The following is a 26,825-nucleotide window of genomic DNA, read 5'->3' as shown; positions in this document are numbered from 1 at the left end:
TTTATTCATAATTTAAATATATTTATATGTATATTTAAATTACATTCATTTAAAATGTTTGAAATACCAGATTAAAATAATATTCTTATATTAATTGTTAAAAATACTACCATGTGCTGACGGTAATATACAAAGGTATATCACTTTCCAAAATACAGCTTGACAGAAATATGGGAGCTAATGTAGAAAACTCTTTAGAATTCTTTATAAAATATTACAAATTTTAAAGTTATTGTTCACTGGAATATCGGAAATTTGGTATTGAAAAACTTAAATCAGCACATCTTTTTTGGCTCTACAGCTATCTATAAATACTAGGTCGAAAGTATCTTTATAAATTATATTTATAATTGCATTTTAAACTATTAAAATAATTTATACTACAAAACAGGCAGATGCAATTTAGAATTAAAAAATATTGTTTTTGATTATAATGGAACTATAGCAGTAGATGGTTCACTTTCCGATTATGTTAAAAATATGCTTACTGAACTAAGTACTTATTTAAATGTATATATAATAACTGCAGACACCTATGGAAATGTAAGAAAACAATGTAAAGACCTTCCTGTTATTATTGAAACCTTCTGCAGAGGAAATGCAACTATATACAAGAAAGAGTTTATAGAAAAATTAGGCTATAAAAGTACCATAGCTGTAGGTAATGGACTCAATGACGTAGAAATGTTGAAAAAAGCAGCATTGTCAATAGCTGTTATAGGGGACGAAGGCTGTGCCTCTCAAGCTATAGTTAACTCTCATATAACTTGTAAAAGTATTAAGGACGTATTTGATATGATACTTAAAAAAAAATAGAATTAAAGCAACGCTAAGAGATTAGCGCTGCTTTGATTTAGATGATAATATGTTTTTGGATTCTATAATGTCTTTGCAAAATTTTCTCCGAAAGTCTTACATCTCTGTGCTTCCTCATCTCCTGGATACCATAATTCTCTTATACCTTCATTTACTACTTCTAAACCAGCTTTATTAAGCTCTTCAGTAATAATCTTTACTGACTCTCCTCCCCATCCGTAGCTTCCAAAAGCTGCTGCTTTCTTATTTTTAAAACTAAGCCCCTTTATCATTTCTAAAATTCCAGCTGTTGAAGAAAGTATTCCTTTATTTATTGTTGAAGAACCTACCAATATAGCTTTAGATTTAAAAACTTCAGTGATAATATCATTTTTATCAGATTTTGAAGAATTAAATATCTTAATAGCTATGTCACTATTAGCAGATTTTATCCCTTCAGCTATCATCTCAGCCATTCTTCTTGTAGCATTCCACATGCTGTCATATATAATAGTAACTTGATTTTCCTGATAATTTCTTGCATATTCTAGATATTTATTGACAATTTGAAGTGGATTATCTCTCCAAATGATACCATGACTAGGACAAATCATGTTAACAGGCAAATTCAAACTAAGTACCTCATCTATTTTCTTTTCTACAAGTGTGCTGAATGGAGTTAAAATGTTCGCATAATATTTTATTACTTCCTGATATAATTCAGCGTTATCAACATAATCATTATACATAAGCTCGGAAGCATAATGTTGACCGAAGGCATCGTTACTGAATAATATGTTTTCACCGGTTAGATATGTAAACATACTGTCTGGCCAATGAAGCATTCTTGCTTCAACAAATATTAATTTATTTTCTCCAATTTCTAATGCGTCTCCAGTTTTAACCTCAACGAAGTTCCAGTCTTCATGATAATGTCCTTTAAGTAATTTAGCACCACTTTTAGTGCAGTAAATAGGTACATTAGGTATTTCCTTAAGCAATTCTGGAAGTGCTCCGCTGTGATCAGGCTCAGAATGATTTGCAATTATGTAGTCAATTTCTTTTAAATCAATTTCCTTTTTTAAGTTATCTACAAATTCTTTAGCAAATGGTTTCCATACTGTATCTATTAATATGGTTTTTTTATCTCTTATTAAATATGAATTGTACGATGAACCTTTATGTGTTGAGTATTCCTCACCATGGAATCTTCTGAGCTCCCAATCTATTTTCCCTGCCCAAGTAACTTTGTCATTAATTTTAAAACTCATAGTAACACCTCTTTTATTATTAAATACTTTGCTATATTTTAATTTTTATCCAAGACTTATTTAATCTGTGTTATCAATAGTTTGCCTATTTTTCTAATATATAAACAGGATTCTTGGCTTCAGGTGGAGTTTTAAACTTCAGGTGGAGTTTTAAACTCCAGGTGAAGCTTAGAATCCGTTATCCAGTGGCTGTAGACATCGGATAAATAATTTAAATTTTCCGTAACAAGGGTTACTGACTAAACAAATACATCCTTGGTAAAATAATACTATGACAAATTATTAATTCTACGCATTATTTCACTTAAAAGTGAAACACTGTTAATATTATTAATTAAAGTAGGAGGTAATATTATGCAAAAGTATTTATGTGTTGTTTGCGGATATATTTATGACCCTGAGCAAGGTGATCCGGATAACGGAGTTAACCCTGGAACATCTTTCGAAGACGTTCCAGATGACTGGCTATGCCCTTTATGTGGTGTAGGCAAAGACCAATTTGAACCTACTGAATAAAATAAAATGTATTTAAATTAAGAAAAACGGCATAACATTTTTATAATGTTATACCGTTTTCCTTTTCTTACAACTGTAGCTTTGGATAATTCAAGTCTAATAATTTATTTGCCTATCTGATTATATACATTAAAGGCATCTAAAATGTGGAATTGCTTTGTTTGGTGATTTCCGCTTGCTCCGGCAGTTATCAAGGCATATTCCTTCCCATTCACAACCGCTAAACTAGCAAGACATAAGCCTGCTTCTTCTGTATATCCTGTTTTCCCCCCCAATATTTTCCCTCCTGCTATATCTGTATGGTCCATATATTTAAACATTGTACTGCTAAAAGTTATTCCATCTGGATGCAGGTTCGTTGGTTTGGTACTATATCTACTACTTGTATAGATTTCACGAAACACATCTTTTTGAAGTGCATACTGTAATAAAACAGCAATGTCTTTTGCGGTGGTATAATGCTGACTATCTTGTAGTCCTGTTGAATTAGAAAAGTGTGTATTTGTCATTCCTAATTTAACTGCTTTTTCATTCATCATCTTCACAAAGTTTTTTTCTGAGCCTGCAATTTCATTAGCTAATCCAATACAGCACTCTGCACCAGAGGGCAGCATGACTCCATACAGTAAATCAATAATCTTTACTTTCTCATTAGGTAAAAACCCAGCCATTGAAGCTTTTGAGGCATATAATTCCGGAAAAATATCAGATGAAAGTTTCATTGTTTCATTAAGATCTGATACAGTATCAATTACAACAACAGCAGTCATTATTTTAGTTAATGAAGCTGGATATATTTTATCTTCAGAATTTCTTTCCATTAACACCTGCTTGTCTTCTAAATCTAGTAAAATTGCATTTGAACTATATAACTTATTTGTCTTAATATCATTCCTTTGTTGTTTCTGATATTTTTTTAATTCTTGATTTTTCTCTGATATTTTAACGGAATAGTTTTGTTGAAGGGTATCAAATTTTTTAAGTAATTTCGGTTCGTTAAACAGCAATGATTTTCCTTGAACCAATAAAATAATTGAACAAGTAATCATCAAAATAAATATACTGATTTTTAAACAGCTAGTTTTTCCCTTTATTTTTTCATTTTTTAACATATTCATTTCCTCCCTAGTAACCTAATAATTTCTTATTAAAGCTCATAGCCTATTTCGCATTATTAAGAAACTGACCATAAATGCTCTGCTCCCTGGAATGGTGAATGCATTAATCATTCTTCTTTCCACAAAGAAAAAGCCTGCTCATATCGATAAAACCATTCTATCGAAAATGAACAGACTGTACTTTAATATGAAACTATTTAATTATTAAGAAAAGGTAAAGAAAAAATTAATATTTTACTAAAGCTAGAGGCTACAGTATATTTATGCTTCTTCCAACTCATTCTGCTTAACAGGTAAGGTGACTGTAAAAACAGTAATACCATTGCTGCTTTCCGCAGAAATTGTTCCTCCATGTAATGTGACAATTTCTTTTGCTATGGCCAACCCTAATCCAGCCCCTCCAGTATTTGTTGTTCGTGCTTCATCCAATCTAAAAAACTTTTCAAATATGTAGCTCAGCTTTTCTTTAGGAATTGTTTTTCCTGTGTTTCTAAAAGAGATTACAACATTGTTTTGCTGGACTTCCGCTGAAATATCAATGATGCTGTTATCGTTACTATAGGCAACTGCGTTTTTCAAAATATTATTGAATACCCTTGCTAATTTAGCCGGGTCACCATATATTGTCATGTTTTCATCAGCATGAATCACAGCTTGTTTTCCATGTGGCTCAAGTAACGGATAAAATTCATCTGTCATTTGAATAAGCATATAGTATAGATCAATGGTTTCTCTTTCTAATGTCATTGTTTGAAAATTATATCGTGTAATTTCAAAAAACTCATTAATTAAATTTTCTAGGCGATATGCTTTTTCTAAGGTAATTCGTACATATTTCACCTTTTGTTCAGTAGGCATATCCGGAGCTTCATCAAGCAAGCTTAAATATCCAATAACAGAGGTCAACGGAGTCTTTATATCATGAGCCAAATACATTACCAAATCATTTTTTCTTTGTTCTGCTTGTTGAGCATTTTGTTCCCTTATTTTTAAAGTTTGCTTTAATACATTTAACTTGCTTTCCATGAAATCCATTTCTGGTGACATCTCAATTGCTTTATTTTCACCTCTTATTAAAGCATCAACACCATCATTCATTTCATTAAAATATTTTGTAAACCAAGAAAGAAAAAAACGAAAGAATATAAGAAAAAATATAATAATTGTTATCATCATAAAAATATCTAAATTATTACGGAAAGTGTATTGATAGATTGTAAATGCATCCTCATAGCGTAATAAAAAACTACGTTCTAGAAATCGAACAACCAGTTCTCCAATCTTCCCTCTACATAAGGAACGTAGAAACAAAGCGACAAAAACCGAAGCTACTACAATCAATAGCATTTGAAAAAATATTTTACGCTTTAATTTTATATAGTCAGGCCTTTTTCTTTTATTTCTCAATTTTATACCCCACTCCCCATATGGTTTTAATATATTTGGGATTTTCTACGGAATCGTTCATCTTTTCTCTTAAATGCCGAATATGAACTGTAATGGTATTGTTGCTTTTGCTAAAATACTCATCTCCCCATATTTCATGGAACAATTCTTCTGCGCTAACAACATTACCTTTTCGCTGACACAGTATCCTCAATATTGAAAATTCAGTAGGAGTAAGCGTCAATGGTTGCTCATTCAAGAGGCATTCATGAGTATCTATATTAAGGACTAACCCAGAATGAATAATGATATTTTCTTCTTGTTCTGAAACCTTATTATATTTCCAATATCTACGTAATTGCGCCTTAACTCTTGCCACTAATTCCAATGGACGAAAAGGCTTTGTAATGTAATCATCTGCGCCAAGTGTCAATCCTGTAATCTTGTCAATTTCTTCTTCCTTTGCTGTAAGCATAATCACAGGGTAAGTATATTTTTCTCTAATCTTCTGGCAAATTGTAAAGCCGCTTGTATCGGGAAGCATAACATCTAAAATCGCAAGGTCGATCGTATCCTTTGCAATACAATCCAAAGCATCTTTTGCGGAATAAAATTTATAAACGGTATAGTTTTCATTTTTCAAATACAATTCCACTAAATCAGCAATTTCCCGTTCATCATCCACCACAAGTATTCTTCCATTCATAGTCTTTCACCTCTCTTATGTAATATCTTATTTTACTAATATATCCGATATAAAATATTATTTTACTCTTAATAAATTATTAAGATTTTCCTAAGTTAGAGTCTTTCTCCTTTTAGTATCTATTTGTATAAATCAATCTTCGACTTTGTACCCCTATAAAAACTAAATTTATGGTATTATAAATCTTACTCCCCCTGATACTATCTCAAAGGTAATATTCTTTCTTTTTACTATTTCCCCATCTATATTTAAGGTAACCTCTTCTTCAGAATTTACTGTTACCTTTTTTCCTTTATAAAAAGTAACCTCTTCTATTTGATTATGCTCACCCTTAATAAGCTTTGGAAATAGTATAAACATTTTTGCTCTACTTAACTTTTCAATGGCACAAATATCAAATAGTCCATCCTGCAGATCTGCATCTGGAGCTACCTTCATCCCTCCACCGTAATACCTTCCATTTGCCAGCGCTAATAAAGTATTTTTTATATTTATTTCTTTACTATCAATTGTTAGCTGAATATCTCTATACTTATACATAAATATTGTAATAATAGCACTAAGTGAATATGCTATTTTTCCTGATATGAATGGGAATCTTTTTATACTCTTTGCATTATTTACAACTTCAGCATCAATTCCTATTGATGAAATATTTATAAAATATCTGTCATCAACCTTTGCTAAATCAATTGGTTTTATATCTCCATTTATAGTATCTCTTATTATATTTCTAGGCAGCTTCCCTTTATATAAGCTTCTAATAAAATCATTTCCGCTGCCACTTGGAATAACGCCGAGACAGCTTTCACTATTAACCATTCCATTCAACACTTCGTTCAGTGTTCCATCTCCTCCAACAGCATAGACTCTGTAATTTCCCCTGCTGACATATTTTCTGACTAACTCTGTAGCATGTCCTGCTCTTTCTGTTACCTCAATTATAAATTCCTCATTAGTGTTTTTAAATTCCTTCTCAATTTCAGGTATTAGCTGAAGTGCTTTTTCTTTACCTGCCTTTGGATTAATAATAAATAAGTGCTTCATAAATTTACCTCTTTCGTAAAGTGCGATCAAATATTTGCTACATACTATTATACACAAAAATGAAAACCCCTATAAAGTAGTTCTACAGTTTTTTATCTGTATCTACTTTATAGGGGTCAACTTTCGGCCTTTTACGTCTATAAATTCACTAAATCTTAAATTCTTTTATAACTTCCTCTAGTCTATCTACACTCTTTATATTCTCTACAGCATTTTCATTTACCTTCTGAAGCTTTTCAAATATATTTGCAGCTTTTTCAGTTATATTCTGCACTCCTTCAGCACTATCATTTACAGTAGAAGCAGTTTCATTTATAGCTTTTACTATTCCTTCAATTGAAGCATTTAACTCCTCTGCAACAGCACTAAAATCCACCATAAATTCATTTATATCATCTGCATCAGTATTGTACTGATTAGCTACGTCTACCATATTTTTATATTCTTTTGTTACAGTTTTTTCAACAAAATTTAGTATACTTACGGAACTTTCTATCAGCTTCTTTACAGAATGCTCTACTGTACCTACAACATTTTGTATATTACCAGCGGTAGCTGCAGACTCCTCTGCAAGCTTTCTAACTTCATCCGCTACTACTGCAAATCCCTTTCCAGCTTCTCCGGCTCTAGCTGCTTCAATAGCCGCATTTAAAGCTAATAAGTTTGTTTGGCTTGTAATACTAAGTATACCTTCTGTAAGTTCATTTATTTTATTTACTGCTTTAGTGCCTTCTATAGCCATCTCAAGATCAGCTTTTACGTTACTATAGATATTATCCGCATCTTTTATAGATTTAACGGAAGTCTGTTTTAAACTTTCAGCTCTTTTTGAAATATCATTAGAGTTTTCTGATCCTCTTTCTGCCTTCTCTGACATAGAGGCTACCGCACTTACCATCTCTCCAGAAGATGCAGAAATTTCTTCTGTTGTAGCTGCAGTCTCCTCCATAGCAGCTGATAAATTTTCAGCTTCTGTTGAAGTTTCTTGTGCGTATCCCCTTAATTCTTCTGTAAGCTTCTGCACAAAGATTGCATTACTGCTTACATTATTTGAAACTGAGGATAAATCTCCTACTACTCTTCTTAATGTTTCTCTCATATTAACAATAGCTCTAAATATGTCACCTATTTCATCCTTATAATTGAATAGGTATTCATATTCTTTATTATATGTTAAATCAAGTTTACAAGTCCTATCTACAATCTCAGTAACCTTTTCTATAGGATCTGTTATTTTCTTTGATATAATACTAGATATTAAAACTGCTGCCAAAGCTATTCCAATCATGATGGCTATTATCATAAAAGTTAATTTTCTAGCACCAGAAATTATATCAGATTTATCTGCTGATAGGACAAATGTCCAATTTACACCTGGTATTACTTCATAATAAGAGCTTTTTTCTTTTCCATTAAATAAATATTCAATGGCGCTTCCATTTGCTTTTTCGCCACTTTGTACTTTTTTTACAACTTCTTTTATCTTATCATTTTCTACTGGCTTACCTATTTTTTCTTTAGTAGGATGAAAAATCACATTTCCTTTTTCATCTACTAAATAAGCATAGCTACTACTTGTCTCTGCTATTTTTACATCTTTAAAATATTTAGAAAAACTTTCTGCCCTCACTGCAGAAGCAGAATATCCATAAATTGTTCCATTTATTATTATTGGGCTAGTTATCACTATAATTTGTGCGCCGCTTGATTTTGAAGTTAGCGTCTCACTAATTGCTGTTTTGCCTTTTAAAGCTTCTTTATTATAGTTTCTATCTGATATATTCTGATTAATAAGCTTTCTATCGCTGTCCGCTATTATAATTCCTTTATTATTTACTATAAAAGTATGTTCTAAATTGCCCTGCTTTTTTACATATTCATCTAATTCTTTATTAATGTTTTCAGCAGCAGTTTTATATGCTTCAGAATCATAAGAAGTATCATAAAGTTGAAGAAGTTCAACAATTGATTTTTTGTTAGACAGTACCTCTATCTCTGTACTTTCTTTTTCCAACATAACAGATATAGTTTCTATAGAACTTTTAGATATAGATTTCATTTCAATTTGACTGGCGTCGTAAAGTTTGGTGGATACTTGATAATATACTACTGAGCAAGAGATTATCATTGTAATTAAAATAAGTGTCCCTATAAATATTGGAATCTTCTGTTTTATGCGCATTTTATCACTCCTTCGTCATTTAACTAAAAATAGATACCTTATTTATATATTTATCGCAATTTTATTAAGTTTCTTTAAGAATATTATTGGATTTTGTCCATATTAAGCCACCAATTAATTTCTATATTTAAATTTTAAAATATATAACTTTAATAATAAAAATAAAAACAAAATATCTAAATTCTAATTGTTAAAACTTAATTCTATTTTTATATACTTAAATGTTATTGTAATTACTTATTTACAAATATCCAAAAAAGTTTTATACTATGTTTAAGGTTAATTCAAACCATATAATGCAATTAAACTATTGATATATCATTAATCCTTATAAAGTGAAAATTATTTCACGTCAATGATATAATGATGAATAATATAAAACTATGATGGAGTAGATAATTATGGAGCATGATATTATAAATATATTTCATTTGTTTTTTATATTTGTTTTCTTTACAAGTGTTTTTTCCTATGCTATTTATTCGATAAAACAACTTGTTAGAAACTTTAATTTTCAATTTGTAAAAAAGGTTTATTGCCAGGCTTTAAACTTTTGGAAACTCATGACGAGAAAAGACTATATATCTTTTGAAAAATATGAGGTATGGCGGTTTTGTGTTGAATTTTAAAAGAGATGGTGTTCTATCAATAAAAATACAAAATGAGGAGAGATAATATGAACATCATTTCTAGTGTATTAAATACATCACTAAACTATTTCTTTAACTTAACAGGTGATTGGGGTATTGCAATAATTTTATTGACACTACTAGTTAGAACACTTCTTCTACCAATGTCAATGAAACAAAAATTGAGCATGCAGCAGCAGCAAAGTTTATCTAAAAAAATAGAAGAATTAAAAGAAAAATATAAAAATAATAAAGAAAAACTAGAATCAGAGTTGCAAAAACACTATCAACAAAGTGCTAAAAGTATGCTTGGATGTTTAGTAAGTTTTCTGCAGCTTCCAATAATATTTACATTATATAGTGTAATTTTAAAAATGCCTGTCCATACAGGAACAATTATTATTCCTTGGGTAACAAGCATTAAACTAGCAGATAGCTATTTTGTTCTTCCTATATTGTATGCACTTGCTACGCTAAGTCCAAATTTACTTTCATATTTTTCATTTTTAAAAGTAAGTTCTTATAACAATATGCCAAAATCTACCCTTATATTGACAAGTATTTTCAGTATACTGATAACCATAAAAATTCCAATAGCTGTTGGAATTTATCTTATAACAACAAGTTTATTTTCTTTAATGGAAGAGATAGCCTTTAGATTATATTTAAAAAATAGAAGCTTAAGTTATTAATATCCTCTTATTTAAAGAACAGAATAAATTAAAAAAATATAGCGAGAATCTTATCAAGTGATTCTTAGGTTCAGATGGAGTTTGCTTATAAGGATGACTTTCTCCATCTGAAACTTAGAAGAACTTATCCAGGCGCGCAGCAGTGCTTATCCCCCAGTTAAGCAGAGAGCCTAAATCTGTGATTTAGTGCGAATCGCTTACTCCTTCGACAATAGGAGAAGGAGTTTCATGCAAAGATGGGAGTGTTAGCAATGGTAGCGATCGGATAAAATCAAGCCTATATCTTATTTTACACCGTAATTTAAGATATAGGCTCATATTTTCTTATTTTGGATAGTCTATTGATGAACTGTAGTTTTTCTGTTTGCAAATAATGCTAGTATATTCAACTAGCACACCGATTAAAAATTAATATATTTATATAAAATATGGGTAATACTAAATACACATAATTATAAATTTATAAATTCAATAGGTGATATCTATGTTAGATAAACTTTTAAGAAAACTTAAGTATTTTAAAATAATTAATGACCCTAAAAATTGTAAAGAGACCATTAGCAACGAACCACTCCCTACTCCTATTTCTATAAATATTAAAGATAATTTCGAAAAAATCAAGAGTATTTTTCAAAATGATATAGATATAAATATTCGCCAGTTTTTAATAGGTCAAAATAATATAAAAGCATTAGTTGTTAGCATGGAAGGCTTAAGCGAAACAAGCGCAGTAAGCAAAAATATACTAGATAATTTAATGTGGGAAATCCGCAAAATTCCTATTAATTATGATATTAACTTAGAAAACATTAAAAATTATGCAATAAGCAGTAATAAGATAAGAAAAATATCTACTATAGAGCAGACTGTAGATGGAATATTAAACGGTAATACAGTTCTTTTTCTAGAGGGAGAAGATACTGCGCTGGAATTAGGAACGCAAGCCTGGGAACATAGGGGTGTTGAACCACCTCAAACTGAAAATACAGTAAGGGGCCCTCGTGAAAGTTTTACAGAAACAATGAGTGTAAATACATCACTTGTTAGAAGAAAAATAAAAAATCCTGATTTAAAAATAGAAGAGATGGTGGCTGGCAAAAGAACTAGAACTAAAATATGTATTGTATATTTAAAAGGTATTGCAAATGCTAAAATTCTAGAAGAGGTAAGGAATAGATTAAAGTCTATAGACATTGATGCTATTCTTGAGTCTGGGTATATTGAAGAATTTATTAAAGATTCTCCATTTTCTCTATTTCCTACAGTTGGTAATACAGAAGTACCAGACAAATTTGCAGCAAAAATACTGGAAGGCAGGATTGGTATTCTCACAGAGGGTACACCAATAGCACTAACTGTGCCATTCCTTTTTGTGGAAAGTTTACAGGTAACTGAAGATTACTATTCTGCACCTTTTTTAGTAACACAGATTAGACTGTTAAGATTAATAGCCTTTCATATGACTATTTTTGGTCCTGCAATTTTTGTTGCTATAACAACTTTTCATCCTTCCATTATACCACAGACTCTTATGCTTACATTGGCGACAACAAGAGAGAAAGTCCCTTTTCCTGCTGTTATAGAAGCATTTCTCATGGCAGGCATATTTGAAGTAATCAGAGAAGCAGGAGTCCGTATGCCCCGTGCCGTAGGTCAAGCAGTAAGTATAGTAGGCGCTTTGATTATGGGAGAGGTTGCAGTTAATGCTGGGTTAGTAAGCCCTTTTATGATTATAATAATATCCTTAAGTGGTATGATGAGCTTTTTATTACCACCACAGATTGATCCAATTACATTATTAAAATTTCCAATGTTGATAGCTGCAGGTACATTTGGATTAATCGGAATAATGTGGAGTTACATATTAATGATCATTCATCTTGCTTCCTTACGTTCTTTTGGAGTTCCATATTTCTCACCAGTTATGCCTTTTAATCTTAAAGCTATGAAGGATTTTATCATAAGAGTTCCTTGGTGGCTAATGAAAACAAGACCTAGTTCTATAGGATGGAGAGAATCAGAGCGTGTTGGTAATAATATTAAACCTGATCCCAGTAATGGTAAGGTTGGTGATGAACAAAAATGAAAAAGAAGTTTATTTTTATAATAGTGCTAATTTTATCTATCATAAGCCTAACAGGCTGTTGGGATTCAGTTGAACTTAATCAAAGAGAAATAGTTACTGCAATTGGTGTTGATAAAGGAGATGAAAAGAATAATATAATTGTTACATTTCAAAGTATAATACCTGAACGTGCATCTACACCCTTGAGGCCTGCAAGTGAGAAAAGTAATATTCACGTAGTTTCGGTAACAGCAAAATCCATAACAGACTCGTTGGTAAAATACAACAAAAGAACAAGTAAAACACCTGAATTTCAACACAATAGGATTTATGTCATTGGAGAGGATTTAGCACGAGAAGGCCTTAACTCCTTTATTGATGGTATATTCAGAACCTACGATTTTCGTTCCAGAGGTTGGATTTTAGTATGCAAAGGAAAGGCCTCAGATATTCTTCATAAAAAAGTTGAGGCTACATCAATATCAGCTGATTATATAGTTAATCTTATAACTATTAGCAATCATGTAGCCACTGTTCCAACAGAGACTTTACATACCTTCTTGATGAAGCTTTCAAGCAAAACAACATCACCTGTGGTTACACAAATAGAGATAGAAGATCCGAAGGAAGGAAGTGCTGCTGACATAGGCTATAACGGATGCGGAGTTTTTAAGAAAGATAAGCTAGTTGGATGGCTTAATATGAATGAAACTAGAGGACTTTTGTGGATAACTAATGAAATTGGTAAAGGAGTTCTTCTATCAGGCTACCCAGGTACCGCCAGTGAAAATATAAGCGAACAAATAGTAAGATCAAAAGTAAAAATAAATCCTAAAATGATAAATGGCAAAATAATGATATCTTTAGATATTTGGGAAGAAGGAGAAGTACGTGAAAACGATAAAGGTGTGGATATAAATTCACCTGAAAGCATCAAAGCACTTGAAGATGGATTTGCAGCTGAAATAAAAAAAGAAGTTAAAGAATCTCTTCAAAAGATTCAAAAAGAATATAAAACAGATATTGTTGGCTTTGGTAGTAAAATCCACAAGAAATTCCCTAGTGAGTGGAAAAATATTGAGTCAAAATGGGATGAGGTATTTCCTGAAATAGAAGTAGAGGTAAATGTTGAAGTGAAGCTAAGCAATACGGGCAAGATAATTAATTCTATCACCCCATAGAAGGAGTTGAAGTTCTTTGTTTCAGAGTGAAAAAATATCCGGTCATCAGGCTTTAATGCTTGTACTTGCAGGTGCCATAGGCGATATTTTTGTGGTTATAACTTCACCTGCAGTTAACTATTCAGGAAGAGATGCTTGGATGTCAATTTTGTTAGCATACATTATTGCTGCAATAGACGGGATACTGTTAATTAATTTAGGCCGCCGTTTTCCCCAAAAGACCTTTGTTCAGTATCTGCCTGTAGTTTTAGGTAAATTCATAGGAAAGCTTGCTGGCCTTTATTATATTTTAGGTTTCTGGCTTATGGCTCCAATAATTATGAGAGATCTTATAGAATCGCTGCGCCCCTACCTTCCTTTCACTCCACCAATTGCAGTGAACATTTTAATGTCTCTATTAGTTATTTATGTGATGCGAAATGGATTTGAGGTATATGCGAGAACAACAGAATTATTTATGCCAATAATAATTATTTTAATAATTTCGATCTTATGTCTTAATTTTACAAATGAAAATTTCTCAAATATATTACCTATTTTTGAAAATGGTTTTATTCCAATTTTGAGAAGTCAAGTGGTATTGTTTCCCTTTGCTGTAGAACCAGTACTTTTCATGGCATTATGGCTTCCATGCTTGAACATAATAAAGGAAAGCAAAAAAGCTCTGCTTATAGGTATGTCCATATCAGGAATACTTTTAATGCTTTTATCAATTGTGGTAATAGGTTTTACTGGTATTGATATGACAATGAAAATTATAAGTCCTTTAAACTACATTTCACGTTATATTGATATTGCTAATTTTCTTTCTGGCTTTGATGCATTTTTTATTATACTTTGGATGTTATCCAGTTATATTGAATTATTAGTTTTCTACTATCCTGAAATTGTAGGATTATCTCAGTGGTTAAATCTAAAAGATTATAAGCTATTAATTATACCTATGGTAGCTATTAATGCAGCCTTAGCTATGATACCAAAAAATATTGTTCAACATATCAATTTAGATCTTTTAAAGAACCCTTTTATAATACTTCCATTAGGCATACTGATTCCAATTACTTGGCTTATAGCAGTAATTAGAAATCTTGATGAATCAGGCAAAGATAACCTAAAAAAGAACTGTAAGCAGATTAATTAAAAAATCCACTTGCAGTTCTTCTATATTTGAAATTTATTTTATTCTTAAACATCTATTTCAGGCATCTCTTTAATACTATTTTTACTAAACGCTATTTTAAAGTCAATTTCTGAAATCAATGTCCCTAACAATATTAATACAGCACCAAAGAATCCTATTAAACTTAAAGTTTCTCCTGAAACAATATAAGCAAATATAGCTGCAAAAACTGGTTCTGCTGTATAAATCAATGCTGTATGTGTTGCAGTTGTATACTTCTGAGCTACGTTTTGAATAATAAAAGCACCAGCTGTACAAACTACACTCAACATTATTATGCTTCCCCATATATTATAACTTGTAGGAATTATAGGCTTTTCTATAAAAAGTGATGTTACCATACTTAGTAATCCAACTATGCCTATTTGGATAATAGCAAATGATATAGATTCTACCTTTGCAGTATATTTGCCTACAAATATAATATAAAAAGCATATAAAACAGCACTTATAAGTGTGTATATATCACCTATATTTATGTCCGCAATTCCCTGATTTAGTGTAAGCATTGCAAGCCCTACAAGAGCTAGGGTTACACTTATGCATATTTTACTATTTAGTCTGGTCTTGGTCATAATTGCAGAAAAAACTGGTACTAGAACTACACTGAACCCTGTAATAAATGCTGATTTAGAAACAGTAGTATAGTTTAACCCTACAGTCTGAAATGCAAAAGAAGAATATAATAGGGCTCCAATCATAGTCCCATACTTTAACTCTTTTTTTCCTATTTTCACCATATGCTTCATAAAAATAAGCGATGATATCATAAAGGCTATAATAAACCTAATTGCCAAAAAATTATAAGTTGGCATTTCAGATATGGAGTTCTTCGTTAACCAAAAAGATGTCCCCCAACCTACCGTTACAAATAATAATGCTGCGTCTGCTTTAACTTGTTTTGTCATTCCTAAGATCCCCCTTAACATTAATAAAAGCAATATATTCTATTGCTTCAATCTACTTATATAATATACTAATTCAGGGGATTTTGGCTTTGTAAGATTTTAAATTCTACAATAGGTCCTTTTGTAATTTTTACAACATGTTGTTTAATAAATTATATATTCTTATAGCTACTGCAAGCTCTTCATAAAAATGTGTGTTATCATAATTTTCATTTAGTATTTTATTTATCCTTTCTATTCTATATCTTATGGTATTGCTATGTTGAAATAATTCTTTGGCAGTTGTTTTAATATCTCCATTATTTTCAATATACTTTACTGCAGTTCTTAATAGTTCTGTATCGTTATTTTCATCATAAACAATTAGTGGTTCTATAATTTCGTTATAGTATTTCAATACCCATGGATTATCTATAAGAGGAATTAGGATTTTATTAACTCCAATCTCATCAAAAAATGAAATATCCTTTTTATAGGCTATTGAATATTTAAAAGAGTACATACTTTCTTTTATAGAATTATTCAATTCACCTAGTTTTTTATACAAACTACTTACTCCTATGATATACTCTTTAGCAGTAATTCCACATTCCTCTAATCTTTTTACTATAAGTTTTTTAGCTTCTTTGGAACTTATTTTTTCAAAGGTATTAATAAAAATATATCCATCCTTATATGGTATGATTTTATTTAAAGATTTATAATCCTCTTTACTAAAGAAAATCTTTGTGTGTATTAATTTTTCCTTACCTTTCCTTTTACAAAAGGCTACTATATTCTTCTCTTTAAAATTTCTGTTAATTTCATGAGCTATCTTTTTTATAATCAAATTATCTAGATTGCTGTATAAAATATTGTCTATCTTTAGTGATAATGCCTCATTTTCTTTTCTGTCCTCGATAGCTTTAGCAACCTCTGTAATTATGTGTTCAAAATATGTATCACTGAATATCATAATAGGGAAAAAGTTCTTATCCGCTAGTTCTATAACTTCATCAGGTATTGTATTAAAGTATACACTTTTAATTGCTAATCCACTTATTTTTACTGAAATCATTTTTTCTACAATCTTGTACAATTCTTCAATGTTATCTTTAATTACCATTAGTGTACTTATTACAAACTCTCCTTCAATGAAGTTCTCTTCTATTAAACCACCCATTTCATAATCTAAAATTCCAACGTTAGTAATTTTATTTGAAAGCCCCTTATTTCCGGCAATAATTTTAAATCCCTTAAAGCTCTCAAATTCTAAAGCCTCATGTATAGTTATAGACATATACAATCCTCCTAAAACTTTCTCGCGTAATTATATGCTTACATGTCTTGTAAATACAAATTCATTATCTGAAGACAGCTCCTCATTATAAGAGTAGCCTTCTTCTTCAAAGTTTTTCAATATTTCAATATCATTAACCTTATTTTCTGCAATATATCTGGACATCAAACCTCTTGCCCTTTTAGCGTAAATAGCTACAATTTTATATGTACCATATCTGTATTCCTTAAAGCTTATATTAATAATTTTACCTGCGAAACTCTTTGTATCAATTGCAGAAAAATACTCATTAGATGCTAGATTAATTAAAATTTTATTATTATGTTTATTAATTTCTTCATTTAAATAGTTAGTAATCTTATCTTTCCAGAAAGAATATAGATCTTTTCCTTTTGAATTTTTAAGTTTAATCCCCATCTCTAGTCTATGTGGCTGAATCAAATCCAGCGGTCTAAGTACGCCATACAAACCAGAAAGAATTCTTATATGATTCTGAGCAAACTGCAGCTCATCTTCACTGAACTCATCAGCTCTCATTCCTTGATAAACTGTTCCTTGAAAAGTTAAAATTGCCTGTTTGCTATTTTCTAAAGTAGATTTCATTTGAAAGCTTAGATTTCTTTTAAAATTTAACTCTGCCAAATCATCACTTATTTTCATTAATGTACTTAATTCTGGAGGAGTATATTGTTGAAGCTCCTTTACTAGCTCAGTAGCTTCTTTCTGAAATATTGGCTCCGTATATAAATTAGCTAAAGTTTTTTTATTATAATTCAAAGTTTTTGCTGGAGATAATACTACAATCATTATTCATTACTCCTTTCAGTGCATTATCTTTTCAATAAATATATAGAAAACTAATTTTCTAAACTTATTCCTCATTTAGGAATAGTATATCTTGTTTATTAAATATTGCTTTAGATTTTCTTCTATATATGCTTGATAGCTTCTTCTGCATTTATATATAATTCTTATTTATCCGATGACTATCCGCTCTAATACTCCCATCTTCTTCAAAGTGGGAGTAAAGAGCGGGCTACGTCCCTGGATTCGTTCAACTAAGAATCAGGTGGGGTTGAAACTCCATCTGATTCAAGTTTCACTTCATATTGTATTTTAATTTTACTATTTTCTCATAATTAAATACATAGATTTATTAGAAGTATTTAAAATGCTAAGACAATTACAATATATTTACAACCACGAGCAACTTTCATATTATATACCGCTGTAACCTTTTTAGTCAAATAACATATAAAATTCGCAATCGCATATTGAATTATTTTTTATTAGTGTTATACTATATATGAAAATAAAATTAAATATGTGTGTTTTTTCGTTGATTAACGCATATTATATAGTATATATTACAATTGTGAGGTGTATGTTATGAACAATACTGTAGTTAAAACTCCTGAGGAATTACTAAAAGATTTAGATTCTTGTCTAAAAAAATCTGGTATGTCTCCTGAAGAATTTTTAAACTCTTTCGCTAATTTTTATAATATAAAAGACATTGTTGAAAAGGATATCATTGATTCTGGCTCTTATTATGATAGCTTTATAGCTTAAATTATTAAAGTCTAAGATATGTATCATCTCAACCATAATATATTTCAACTTTCATTTAAAAAAGCTAAGGACATGCTAAGTAAGCTTAAACTTACTTTCATGTCCTTTTGCTTTTATAGGATTTCAAACTGGAAAATTGGCTTACACAAAGGGCTATGTTTCCAAAGCTGAAGGTAGATTTAAAAACTTTGTGTCAGTCTTAGTGAAGTGTTTTAAGACAACCTTAGAATCTTAGATACTGTCTGAGCAGAGCGAGTTTATCTAAGTTCTTAGGTCGTCTAAAACATAAGCTTTAGACTGACTAAAAGTTTTTAACGGACTGAAGCTTGGAAACATAGCCCGGGGTGTAAGCCAATTTTCGGACTTGTAATCCTATATGCAAAAGAAAAATAGACCATACTGCTAATTTAAATGCAGTATGGTCTATGATTAATAGATTTAGAAGCCTGCTGGTATAACAGCCTGACCTCCTATTAATATTACAATACTATTTGAGTTAAGTTTATTCTTCATGTAATCTACTGAAGTCTTTGGAACAGATTTATAAGTTAGAACTACTGGAGAACTGCCCTCTGCTGCTAGTGCTGCACCAGCTAGAGCATCTGCAAATTCATCTCCCTTAGGACCATCTCCTAAAGCAACATATACTTTATTAAAGTTAATGTCTTTTTCAAATTGTTTTAATATATTTATATTAGTCTCATATCTATCATTTCCGCCTAATCTTATAGATGAAGTTGATGCTGATGCATCTACAACGGCTTTAACATCTTTGTCTATAGAACCTTCTAATCCAATTATATATGAATTAGCTGGCTTATTCTTAGCTAGATATGAATTTACACTTTCAGGAAGCTTATTTCTATCTGTCAAAAGCACTGGTATTCCCTTTGCAGCTGCTACAGCTGATATTGATAAGGCATCTGCATATTGGTATCCATTTGCTATAACTGCACTATCTTTTGTGCCAAGCTCCTTTGCTATATTTACAGAAGTTTCGAATCTGTCTGATCCTGATATTCTTTTTATATCAGGTTTTACTTTTAAAGAATTTTGAAGAGTATTTTCAATATTTTTTGATACTACTGACTCTCCACCTAAAACTATTACATGTTTTACTCCTAGCCTTTCTAATTCAGCCTTTGTAGCTTCTGGAAGCTCACTAGCCTTAGTTAAAAGTATTGGAGCATTGTATTTTTTAGCAAGTGGTGCTGCACAAAGAGCATCTGCAAATATCTCTCCATTTGCAATAAAGGCATATTCAGAACCTTTATCCCATCCATTCTTTGAAACATTTGCTGCAGTTTCATATCTGTCTGCACCTTTAATGCTCTGCACTGTAAATGGAAGTATTGGCGTAGTGCTTATCTTCCAATTGTTTGCTACATCTGGAGTAATTGTCTTTTTATCCTGAATGTATTTAATCATCATATTTCTAACTTGTCCATCATCGCCTAGTGTTTTTGCTGAATCATAGGTTGTTATAGCAGGATCTCCTGGCTTTAGCCCTGCGGCTTTCATAAAGCCTCCTCCACCATTGTATCTGTAATTGTTTATTGCAACTGTGAATACATCGGTATCCTTTACAGGCACACCATTGATTTTCAAGTTTTTAATTCTGCTGCCAGATGTAACTAATCCTGTTTTTGCATCAACAGTACATGCTGGTTGTGTTAAGTCAATATCATAAGTTGCTCCATATAATTGATCTAAATTATAGTCTGGAATATTTAATACTGAATCCTTAACTATTTGATCACCTGGATTTGATACCTGCTTATAATATCTAACAGAATACTCCATCCAATTTTTAAGCTGAGCACCTGTCATTTTAACTCCATATAAGAAGTTCTCAAATACATATACTCCCATCATGCTTTGAATTGTAACATCTCCTTTTGGTATATATGCACTTGCGCTTAAAGGTGCTGCTATAGATAATTGAGCTTTAGCTCCATCCATTTGCACTTTGTTTATTAAATCCATAAGAGCTGTAGGCTCAGTTGTTTGATTTGTACCTGGGAATTCTCCTGTAGAACTTCCAATAACAGTTCCTACATACTTTACAGTTGCATCCTGATAAGGCTTAGCAAGTTTTAATATATCCTGATCTGCTTCAATTTTTTCATCCATCTTTACAGTTTTTGTAGTAACAGTTCCTATAGTTCCATCTGCTTTTACACTTATATCAATCTGTGAAACAGCTTGAGCCCACTTGCCAGGCTCTGTAATTGGAACAACTTTTCCACTTGGATTTTTAACAGTAAGGTCACTCGCAATATTAGAATGTGCATGTCCACATATTATAGCATCGATTCCATTCACACTACTAGCCACAGCTTTAATTTGATTCTCTGGTATTGTATCATTAGCGCTTTCTTCTCCACTGTGAATTGTAGCCACTAATACGTCGACTTTTTCTGTATCTCTTAATACTGGTACCCATTTCTTAGCCTCATCTACTAAGTCATTAAATTTTAAACCTTCATAGTTTGAAGCATTCTCCCAGTTAGGTATGCATTTAGTTGTTAGACCTAATATGCCTACTTTTATATCTTTTCCATTTACTTTAAATGTTTTAACAGTATATGGTTTTACAAAATTTGAATCATCTGAAGTTTTATAAGTGTTTGCTGATAAAACATTTATATTTTCCTTTTGAGCATCTTTAATTACCCTATTTAAAACCGTTAAACCATAGTTGAATTCGTGGTTTCCAAGAGTCCATGTATCATATTTCATTGCACCCATTATTTTCATCATTGGATATTCTGAAGTTGTGTCTACCTTATCGTAGTAATATGAAAGTGGAGTTCCCTGTATTGTGTCTCCTGAATCTACAAGCATTACATTAGGATTTGCATATCTAATGCCTTTTACATAAGTTGAAACCTTTGCTAATCCTTGATTTGCCGGTTGCATATTACTATAATCAATTGGTAGTATATTTCCATGAAGGTCTGATGTACCAACTACAGTTATAGCTGCATCACCATTTCCTACAAGTCTTCCATCCATGTTTGTAACTATATCTTTGTTAGCTTTTACATTTTCAATTAAAGCATCCCTAACAAGTATATGTGTATTATTTAAAGTTGTCTTAACGGAAGGCTCGTTAAATACTACGAAACCATCGCCACCTTGTCCTAAAAAGTCATTAGTAGCAACCTTAATTGTTTCACTGTCTGATATAGCTTTCCCATCTTCTCTAGTTAGGCTTATTACTCTACTGCCGCTTGGTTTGGCCATATCATAAGAAACCTTAAGTCCCGAAGATTGAATTCCCTTTCCTTTATCTGCTACAGCTTGTTCAAATACTTTAACCAACTGGGCTTTATTCATATTAACTGTAACAACTTCATTGTCAAAAGGCATCAAATAAAACATTGTTCCTACAGTTATATCTCCTGCTGGTACGTCAACTCTTATTCCCCCATTGTTTTGGAATCCAACCTCAGCTTGACCCTTTGTTTTTATAACATCAGAAGTCCAGTTTCCAAGATAAGATTCTCCAAAAGGATTAGAATTCTGCATTCTTGTTAAATCAGTTTTTGTATTTCCTATAATTTCTTTAAAAGTAGGTCCTACTTGGCTTTTAGCATCATTTACTATCGCTAAAGCTTCACTATCAGTAATAGGATTCGCAGCTTTATATCCATTAGAATTATTATTGTCAAGTGCTATAAAGCTTGACTCTACATTTGTAAAAGATACCTTTCCTGATGAATCTACATTCATTTTTAAATCTGTAAAGCCTTTTCCTTGAGCTTTAGCTATTACAACAGGTATTCCTGTTTTGCTTGTAGCTTGTACAGCAGTGTGAGAATGTCCTCCTATAACTGCATCTACATTAGAAAGCTTATCTGCTATATCAAATACAGGCCCTGTTTTACTGTCTTGATTACTGCCTTCATGCATAACAGCCAGTATTACGTCAGCTCTTTTACTACCTTTTATATCCTTTGCAATAGCATTTATTTCTGCTGCTGGTTCTGTAAATTTGTAGTTAGCAACATTAGCAGGTAAAACTGCACTTGGAGTTTCTGTAGTTATTGCGCCAATAAGTGCTATTCTAACTCCATCCTTAGTAATAATTTTATATGGATCAAATACTCTTGTACCTTTATTTTTGTCATAAAGATTTGAACAAATTATTGAGTATTTTGCATCCTTCATTGTAGTGTTTATAATCTTGTCCAATCCCCAGTCAAATTCATGATTTCCTAGAGCAGTTACTTCCATTCCAATGCTGCTCATAAGTTTTTGAACTGGTACTCCAAATAATACATTAGACATCGGTGAACCTTGGTAAAGGTCTCCTCCACCTATAATCAAAGTTCTGTTTGGGTTTGCATTTTTTATATCTTTTATGTTCTTTGCAAGAACTCCACCAACAGGTAGCGCCGGTGTACTAGAATCTTCTAAAGCCCCATGAAAGTCAGTAATTTCAATTAAGTCGAAGGCTTTAGCTGCTGCTTCTGCTTTAACATTCGTAAACGCACCAGGCGTTAGAAGTGAAAAAAGCATAAACAGTGTCATTAACTTTGCTGTCAGTTTCTTGTGTCTAAGCATTTTCAACACATTATTCACCCCTTTTCAAAAAAATAGAAATATAATGATGTATAACCATTATATAGCATTATGAATTTTTTGTAAACTGAGCTTTGATCTAATCTCTCTTTATAGATATTCAACTAGGATACATGCCTTAACTAAGCCTCTCCTATAAATACCTCTAATAAGAAGTACTTGGCTTGGATACCTATGGTATACTAATTCATATTTTCTTAATATGCCATAGATTGAAACTCTCAATATACAATGGTATAATGAATTTAAGGAATTAAAATTAAATATAGCTCGGATGATTATAGCGTGAGATAACATTTTGTTAACCGAAGGAGCAATGATATAGCACCACAACTGTATCAGAAACTTTCAGGTAAAAGTAGCGTTATATGACGAAACTCTGAAAATCTGTTTAAATACAGAACCCAAGGTGTAAAATATAGATCTCTATATCTAAACTCTCAGGTAAAGAATACAGAGGACATGTGGGGTAAGCTTATACTTGCCTTCATGGCCTTTATTTTTATGCAAAAAATTAATTGAAGGCAAGGATTCCAATTAATAAAAATTGATACTTTAATTCATGTTAAAGTAAAGGGAGGAAGATTTATGGATAGGGAATTATATGAAGTTGAAAAATTTTTAAATCAGTATGGTATGAAGTTAGGTCAAAACAAGAGAATGGCGGGAAGTTTACTAAAACAGTTAAGTAGAAAGAATATAATAGCACGATCTATGCGTTGCGTATATCGATTAGATAATTTTATAATTAAGGCTTCATCAGATGCCACAGGCTTTTCCTTACCTGTAGGAGCTGATCAATGCATTAATGAATTTAAAATATATACTTCAGAAGATGAACGTCTTGAAAAGTTTAAAGAAATATTATGCCCAGTATATGCAATATATGAAAGTAAGTTTTTATATTTGACAGTTCATAAACTCTTAAATCCTATAGAAACTGGGACTGAATCTGATGAGACAATATATAGTTATATTAAAAAAGGAAAAAAATTTGCAAATGAAGAGAAGTTTTTTTCGGTGTTAGAGAAATTTAAAAAATTATTAGTAACGGAAGTCCCTGAATTGCAAAATGAGTATTGTAAAGTAAATTCCTTTGGTTACGATGAAAATAACAACTTATATGTTCTTGATTATGGTATGCTTTAAACTTTTTGACTTTAATCCTATATAAAAAATGACTGTTACGAATGGATTCGTAACAGTCATTTTATTTAAGGAGTTTCATATACCTATATTAAACTTTAAAAGTATTACTGCATATTCAAATACTGTATTAATCCTCTTTCAAAGATATCTATTGCATCCTCTAACTCATCTGAATTAATGCAGTATGAGAAACGAACTTCATCTTTCCCTAAACCTGGTGTAGCATAAAAACCTTCAGCTGGAGCAAACATGACGGTTTTATTATTGTAAGAGAAATCTGTAAGCATCCATTTAGCAAAGTCCTCTGCATCCTTAACTGGAAGTTTTGCAACTATATAAAATGCACCAGTTGGCTTGTCACATATAATTCCTGGAATTTTGTATAGTGCATTATAAAGGATATTACGCCTGTTTTCATACTCAGCCTTTACTCCATAAAAATAACTTTCTGGAGTATTTATTAGATTTGCTGCTGCAATTTGCTCTAAAGTAGGTACACAGAGTCTAGATTGACATAACTTTAATATCTGGTTGATTAAATCCTTATTTTTGGACGCAACAAGTCCAATTCTTGCTCCACATGCACTATAACGTTTTGAAATACTATCAATTAAAATTACTCTATCTAAAACATCTGTCATAGTTAATGCAGATGTATATTTTAAACCATCATAAACAAATTCTCTATACACTTCATCAGCAATTATATAAATATTATACTCTTTTGCTATATCCGCTAGCATTCGTATTTCTTCATATGTATATACAACACCTGTTGGATTTCCAGGATTAGAAACAATTATTCCTCTTGTTTTATTTGTTATTTTGCTAACAATTTCATCCTTAGATGGTAAATGAAATCCATTCTCTGCTTTTGTCATAAAAGAAACCACTTTAACACCAGCTACATCTGAAAAACCACTATAATTTGTATAGAAAGGTTCAGGTATAATTACTTCATCACCAGCATCGCAAATTGCCATCAAGGTAAACATAATTGCTTCACTGCCGCCATTTGTAATTAGTATCTCCTTCTTTTCAAAATCAATGCCCCAACCTTTATAATATTTAATGAAGCTTTCAATTAATTTATCAATTCCTTGAGAACCTGAATACTTAAGTACCCTCTCCTCATACTCTTTAACAGCATTAAAGAAACAATCTGGAGTTACTATATCTGGTTGTCCAATATTTAAATGATATACCTCAACTCCCTTTTCTTTCGCAATTTCTGCATAAGGTGCAAGTTTGCGTATTGGAGAAAATTGCATATCTAATATTCTTTTAGAAAATTTCATTAATAATCCCACCTTTTCATCATAGTATTTATAAACCTTACTAAATATTAAAAACTTGGAATCCTTAAACAAATATTCTTTTAATAGTCCTCTTCCGATGGCATTACAGAATAATTATTTTTAATTGTAGATAAAGAAACTGTGGTCTTTGTTTTGCTAATTCCATTTAAGCCTTTTATTTTATTAAGAAGTTTTTCAAGAGTTTCAGTGTTTTCTGTAATGATTTTTAACGCATAATCATAATCTCCTGCAAGATAATGACACTCTAAAATCTCTTCTTCTCTCTGAACTGCTTCTAAAAACTTGTTAGTGTATTTAGGTGATTCTAAACTAATAAACATAATTACTGTAAGATTTCTATTTAATTTTTTAGCATTAATAATTACAGTATACTTTTCTATTACACCAGATGCATCAAGCTTTTTTAACCTATCACTTACCGCTGGTATAGATAAATTAATTTTACTGCTGATTTCTGAAGCTGTAACTCTTGCGTTATTTTCCAATAACTTTAATATTTTCACATCTAAACTATCCATGGACACACCTCTCTAGTTGAACAATTAATTATTCGTTCTGATTATAGTATATATATTTAAATATTAAAATAATAATAATTAAAATACATAATTTTTAATGAATTTTATAATATTATCTTAAATCGATTAATATTATACAATTAAACGCCACTAAAAGTCTACAAAATTTAAGGTATTATAACGATTTCATTTGTTATTTTTTTAACATTTTTTGCATTATTCATTTAAAATTTTAAGACTTTGTTAAAACAGCCTTAATTTTTTAAATCAAACTATGTTTGTCCATTGTTTGCACCAATAAATTTAAGGATAAATTTATTTATGCATTAATTATTATTGAATTTAGACAAATAAGTTTAAAATTTCTAATAATTATAGTATTATGAATGTAAGCGATTAACCAATGATATTTTTAAATAAAATTTAAATTAATTTGTCTGGGGGTATCATAAAATGACAAAAGAAAGAGTAACAGCTTACATTAATGGAGTTATTGAAAACGTTAAGAAAAGAAATGGTAGTGAACCAGAATTCCTACAAACAATTGAAGAAGTTTTAGGTTCTCTAGGACCAGTACTTGAAAAACATCCTGAGTACATCGATGAAAACCTTTTAGAAAGATTCTGTGAACCAGAAAGACAAATCATGTTCAAAGTTCCATGGACAGACGACAACGGAAACGTACAAGTTAACCGTGGATTCAGAGTACAATTCAACGGAGC

The 26,825-nt window shown here is 31.0% G+C and carries 21 protein-coding genes and 1 riboswitch; of the genes, 9 read left to right on the top strand and 12 right to left on the bottom strand.

Annotation, left to right across the window (positions count from 1 at the left end):
• The first annotated feature begins 480 nt into the window (after nucleotides 1–480).
• Nucleotides 481–816: an HAD hydrolase family protein gene (locus tag I6U51_RS22390; protein ID WP_246517625.1), complete on the top strand. Its 336-nt coding sequence runs from the start codon at nucleotides 481–483 to the stop codon at nucleotides 814–816.
• Nucleotides 817–878: 62 nt separating this feature from the next.
• Here I6U51_RS22390 and I6U51_RS22385 read toward each other — a convergent pair whose 3' ends face one another.
• Nucleotides 879–2,066, bottom strand: coding sequence for an anaerobic nitric oxide reductase flavorubredoxin (locus I6U51_RS22385; RefSeq protein ID WP_211144776.1), 1,188 nt, complete (start codon nucleotides 2,064–2,066; stop codon nucleotides 879–881).
• Nucleotides 2,067–2,420: 354 nt separating this feature from the next.
• On the opposite strand from I6U51_RS22385, the gene rd reads away from it, so the two are divergent.
• Nucleotides 2,421–2,582 carry a rubredoxin gene (gene rd / locus I6U51_RS22380; RefSeq protein WP_211144775.1) on the top strand — a complete coding sequence of 54 codons (162 nt, stop codon included), beginning with the start codon at nucleotides 2,421–2,423 and terminating at the stop codon, nucleotides 2,580–2,582.
• 104 nt (nucleotides 2,583–2,686) lie between these two features.
• On the opposite strand, the gene I6U51_RS22375 is transcribed toward rd, so the two are convergent.
• The 5 genes from I6U51_RS22375 to I6U51_RS22355 all read right to left on the bottom strand — a co-directional run bounded on the left by I6U51_RS22375 (nucleotide 2,687) and on the right by I6U51_RS22355 (nucleotide 9,021).
• On the bottom strand, nucleotides 2,687–3,694 hold the full coding sequence (locus I6U51_RS22375; RefSeq protein ID WP_246517624.1) for a D-alanyl-D-alanine carboxypeptidase family protein: 1,008 nt from the start codon (nucleotides 3,692–3,694) through the stop codon (nucleotides 2,687–2,689).
• A gap of 267 nt (nucleotides 3,695–3,961) precedes the next feature.
• Nucleotides 3,962–5,113 carry a vancomycin resistance histidine kinase VanS gene (gene vanS, locus I6U51_RS22370; RefSeq protein WP_343069850.1) on the bottom strand — a complete coding sequence of 384 codons (1,152 nt, stop codon included), beginning with the start codon at nucleotides 5,111–5,113 and terminating at the stop codon, nucleotides 3,962–3,964.
• The gene (vanR, locus tag I6U51_RS22365) at nucleotides 5,097–5,792 is read right to left on the bottom strand and encodes a VanR-ABDEGLN family response regulator transcription factor (protein WP_211144774.1); all 696 of its coding nucleotides are present in this window, start codon (nucleotides 5,790–5,792) and stop codon (nucleotides 5,097–5,099) included. The genes vanS and vanR overlap by 17 nt, the downstream gene beginning before the upstream one ends.
• A gap of 168 nt (nucleotides 5,793–5,960) precedes the next feature.
• Nucleotides 5,961–6,839 carry a diacylglycerol/lipid kinase family protein gene (locus tag I6U51_RS22360; RefSeq protein ID WP_211144773.1) on the bottom strand — a complete coding sequence of 293 codons (879 nt, stop codon included), beginning with the start codon at nucleotides 6,837–6,839 and terminating at the stop codon, nucleotides 5,961–5,963.
• A gap of 148 nt (nucleotides 6,840–6,987) precedes the next feature.
• Complete coding sequence (locus I6U51_RS22355) at nucleotides 6,988–9,021, bottom strand: methyl-accepting chemotaxis protein (protein WP_211144772.1); 2,034 nt, start codon at nucleotides 9,019–9,021, stop codon at nucleotides 6,988–6,990.
• A gap of 676 nt (nucleotides 9,022–9,697) precedes the next feature.
• Here I6U51_RS22355 and yidC point away from each other — a divergent pair.
• From yidC to I6U51_RS22335, 4 genes are all read left to right on the top strand, one after another.
• Entirely contained in the window at nucleotides 9,698–10,342 is a 645-nt protein-coding gene (gene yidC, locus I6U51_RS22350; protein ID WP_211144771.1) for a membrane protein insertase YidC, read from the top strand.
• A 484-nt stretch (nucleotides 10,343–10,826) separates the two neighbouring features.
• Nucleotides 10,827–12,428, top strand: coding sequence for a spore germination protein (locus I6U51_RS22345; RefSeq protein WP_211144770.1), 1,602 nt, complete (start codon nucleotides 10,827–10,829; stop codon nucleotides 12,426–12,428).
• The gene (locus I6U51_RS22340) at nucleotides 12,425–13,588 is read left to right on the top strand and encodes a Ger(x)C family spore germination protein (protein ID WP_211144769.1); all 1,164 of its coding nucleotides are present in this window, start codon (nucleotides 12,425–12,427) and stop codon (nucleotides 13,586–13,588) included. The genes I6U51_RS22345 and I6U51_RS22340 overlap by 4 nt, the downstream gene beginning before the upstream one ends.
• 16 nt (nucleotides 13,589–13,604) lie before the next feature.
• A complete protein-coding gene (locus I6U51_RS22335; protein WP_211144768.1) occupies nucleotides 13,605–14,729 on the top strand; it encodes a GerAB/ArcD/ProY family transporter in 1,125 nt (374 codons plus the stop codon).
• Nucleotides 14,730–14,773: 44 nt separating this feature from the next.
• On the opposite strand, the gene I6U51_RS22330 is transcribed toward I6U51_RS22335, so the two are convergent.
• The 3 genes from I6U51_RS22330 to yaaA form a co-directional block, all read right to left on the bottom strand.
• Complete coding sequence (locus tag I6U51_RS22330; protein WP_211144767.1) at nucleotides 14,774–15,676, bottom strand: DMT family transporter; 903 nt, start codon at nucleotides 15,674–15,676, stop codon at nucleotides 14,774–14,776.
• A gap of 130 nt (nucleotides 15,677–15,806) precedes the next feature.
• Nucleotides 15,807–16,955 (bottom strand): PucR family transcriptional regulator, encoded by a 1,149-nt coding sequence (locus I6U51_RS22325; RefSeq protein WP_211144766.1) that lies wholly within the window; start codon nucleotides 16,953–16,955, stop codon nucleotides 15,807–15,809.
• A 30-nt stretch (nucleotides 16,956–16,985) separates the two neighbouring features.
• Entirely contained in the window at nucleotides 16,986–17,762 is a 777-nt protein-coding gene (yaaA, locus tag I6U51_RS22320) for a peroxide stress protein YaaA (protein ID WP_211144765.1), read from the bottom strand.
• 582 nt (nucleotides 17,763–18,344) lie between these two features.
• Between yaaA and I6U51_RS22315 the strand changes: the two genes are divergently transcribed.
• On the top strand, nucleotides 18,345–18,527 hold the full coding sequence (locus tag I6U51_RS22315) for a hypothetical protein (RefSeq protein WP_211144764.1): 183 nt from the start codon (nucleotides 18,345–18,347) through the stop codon (nucleotides 18,525–18,527).
• Nucleotides 18,528–18,965: 438 nt separating this feature from the next.
• On the opposite strand, the gene I6U51_RS22310 is transcribed toward I6U51_RS22315, so the two are convergent.
• Nucleotides 18,966–23,099 (bottom strand): 5'-nucleotidase C-terminal domain-containing protein, encoded by a 4,134-nt coding sequence (locus I6U51_RS22310; protein ID WP_211144789.1) that lies wholly within the window; start codon nucleotides 23,097–23,099, stop codon nucleotides 18,966–18,968.
• A gap of 292 nt (nucleotides 23,100–23,391) precedes the next feature.
• Nucleotides 23,392–23,491: riboswitch (glycine riboswitch) on the top strand.
• Between the two features lie 214 nt (nucleotides 23,492–23,705).
• On the opposite strand from I6U51_RS22310, the gene I6U51_RS22305 reads away from it, so the two are divergent.
• The gene (locus I6U51_RS22305; RefSeq protein WP_211144763.1) at nucleotides 23,706–24,266 is read left to right on the top strand and encodes a hypothetical protein; all 561 of its coding nucleotides are present in this window, start codon (nucleotides 23,706–23,708) and stop codon (nucleotides 24,264–24,266) included.
• A gap of 104 nt (nucleotides 24,267–24,370) precedes the next feature.
• Here the strand turns inward: I6U51_RS22305 and I6U51_RS22300 are convergent, their stop codons facing one another.
• Both I6U51_RS22300 and I6U51_RS22295 read right to left on the bottom strand, forming a co-directional pair.
• A complete protein-coding gene (locus tag I6U51_RS22300) occupies nucleotides 24,371–25,564 on the bottom strand; it encodes a pyridoxal phosphate-dependent aminotransferase (RefSeq protein WP_211144762.1) in 1,194 nt (397 codons plus the stop codon).
• 80 nt (nucleotides 25,565–25,644) lie between these two features.
• Nucleotides 25,645–26,103: an Lrp/AsnC family transcriptional regulator gene (locus tag I6U51_RS22295; protein ID WP_178910673.1), complete on the bottom strand. Its 459-nt coding sequence runs from the start codon at nucleotides 26,101–26,103 to the stop codon at nucleotides 25,645–25,647.
• A 453-nt stretch (nucleotides 26,104–26,556) separates the two neighbouring features.
• Here I6U51_RS22295 and I6U51_RS22290 point away from each other — a divergent pair.
• Nucleotides 26,557–26,825: Glu/Leu/Phe/Val dehydrogenase dimerization domain-containing protein (locus I6U51_RS22290; RefSeq protein ID WP_281396527.1), on the top strand; the 269-nt coding region annotated here is incomplete at its 3' end.

The organism is Clostridium aciditolerans, assembly GCF_016316925.1.
Classification (GTDB): Bacteria; Bacillota; Clostridia; order Clostridiales; family Clostridiaceae; genus Clostridium_AM; species Clostridium_AM aciditolerans.
Note: the sequence above shows the minus strand (reverse complement) of the source record. Positions and strands in the feature narration are given on the sequence as shown.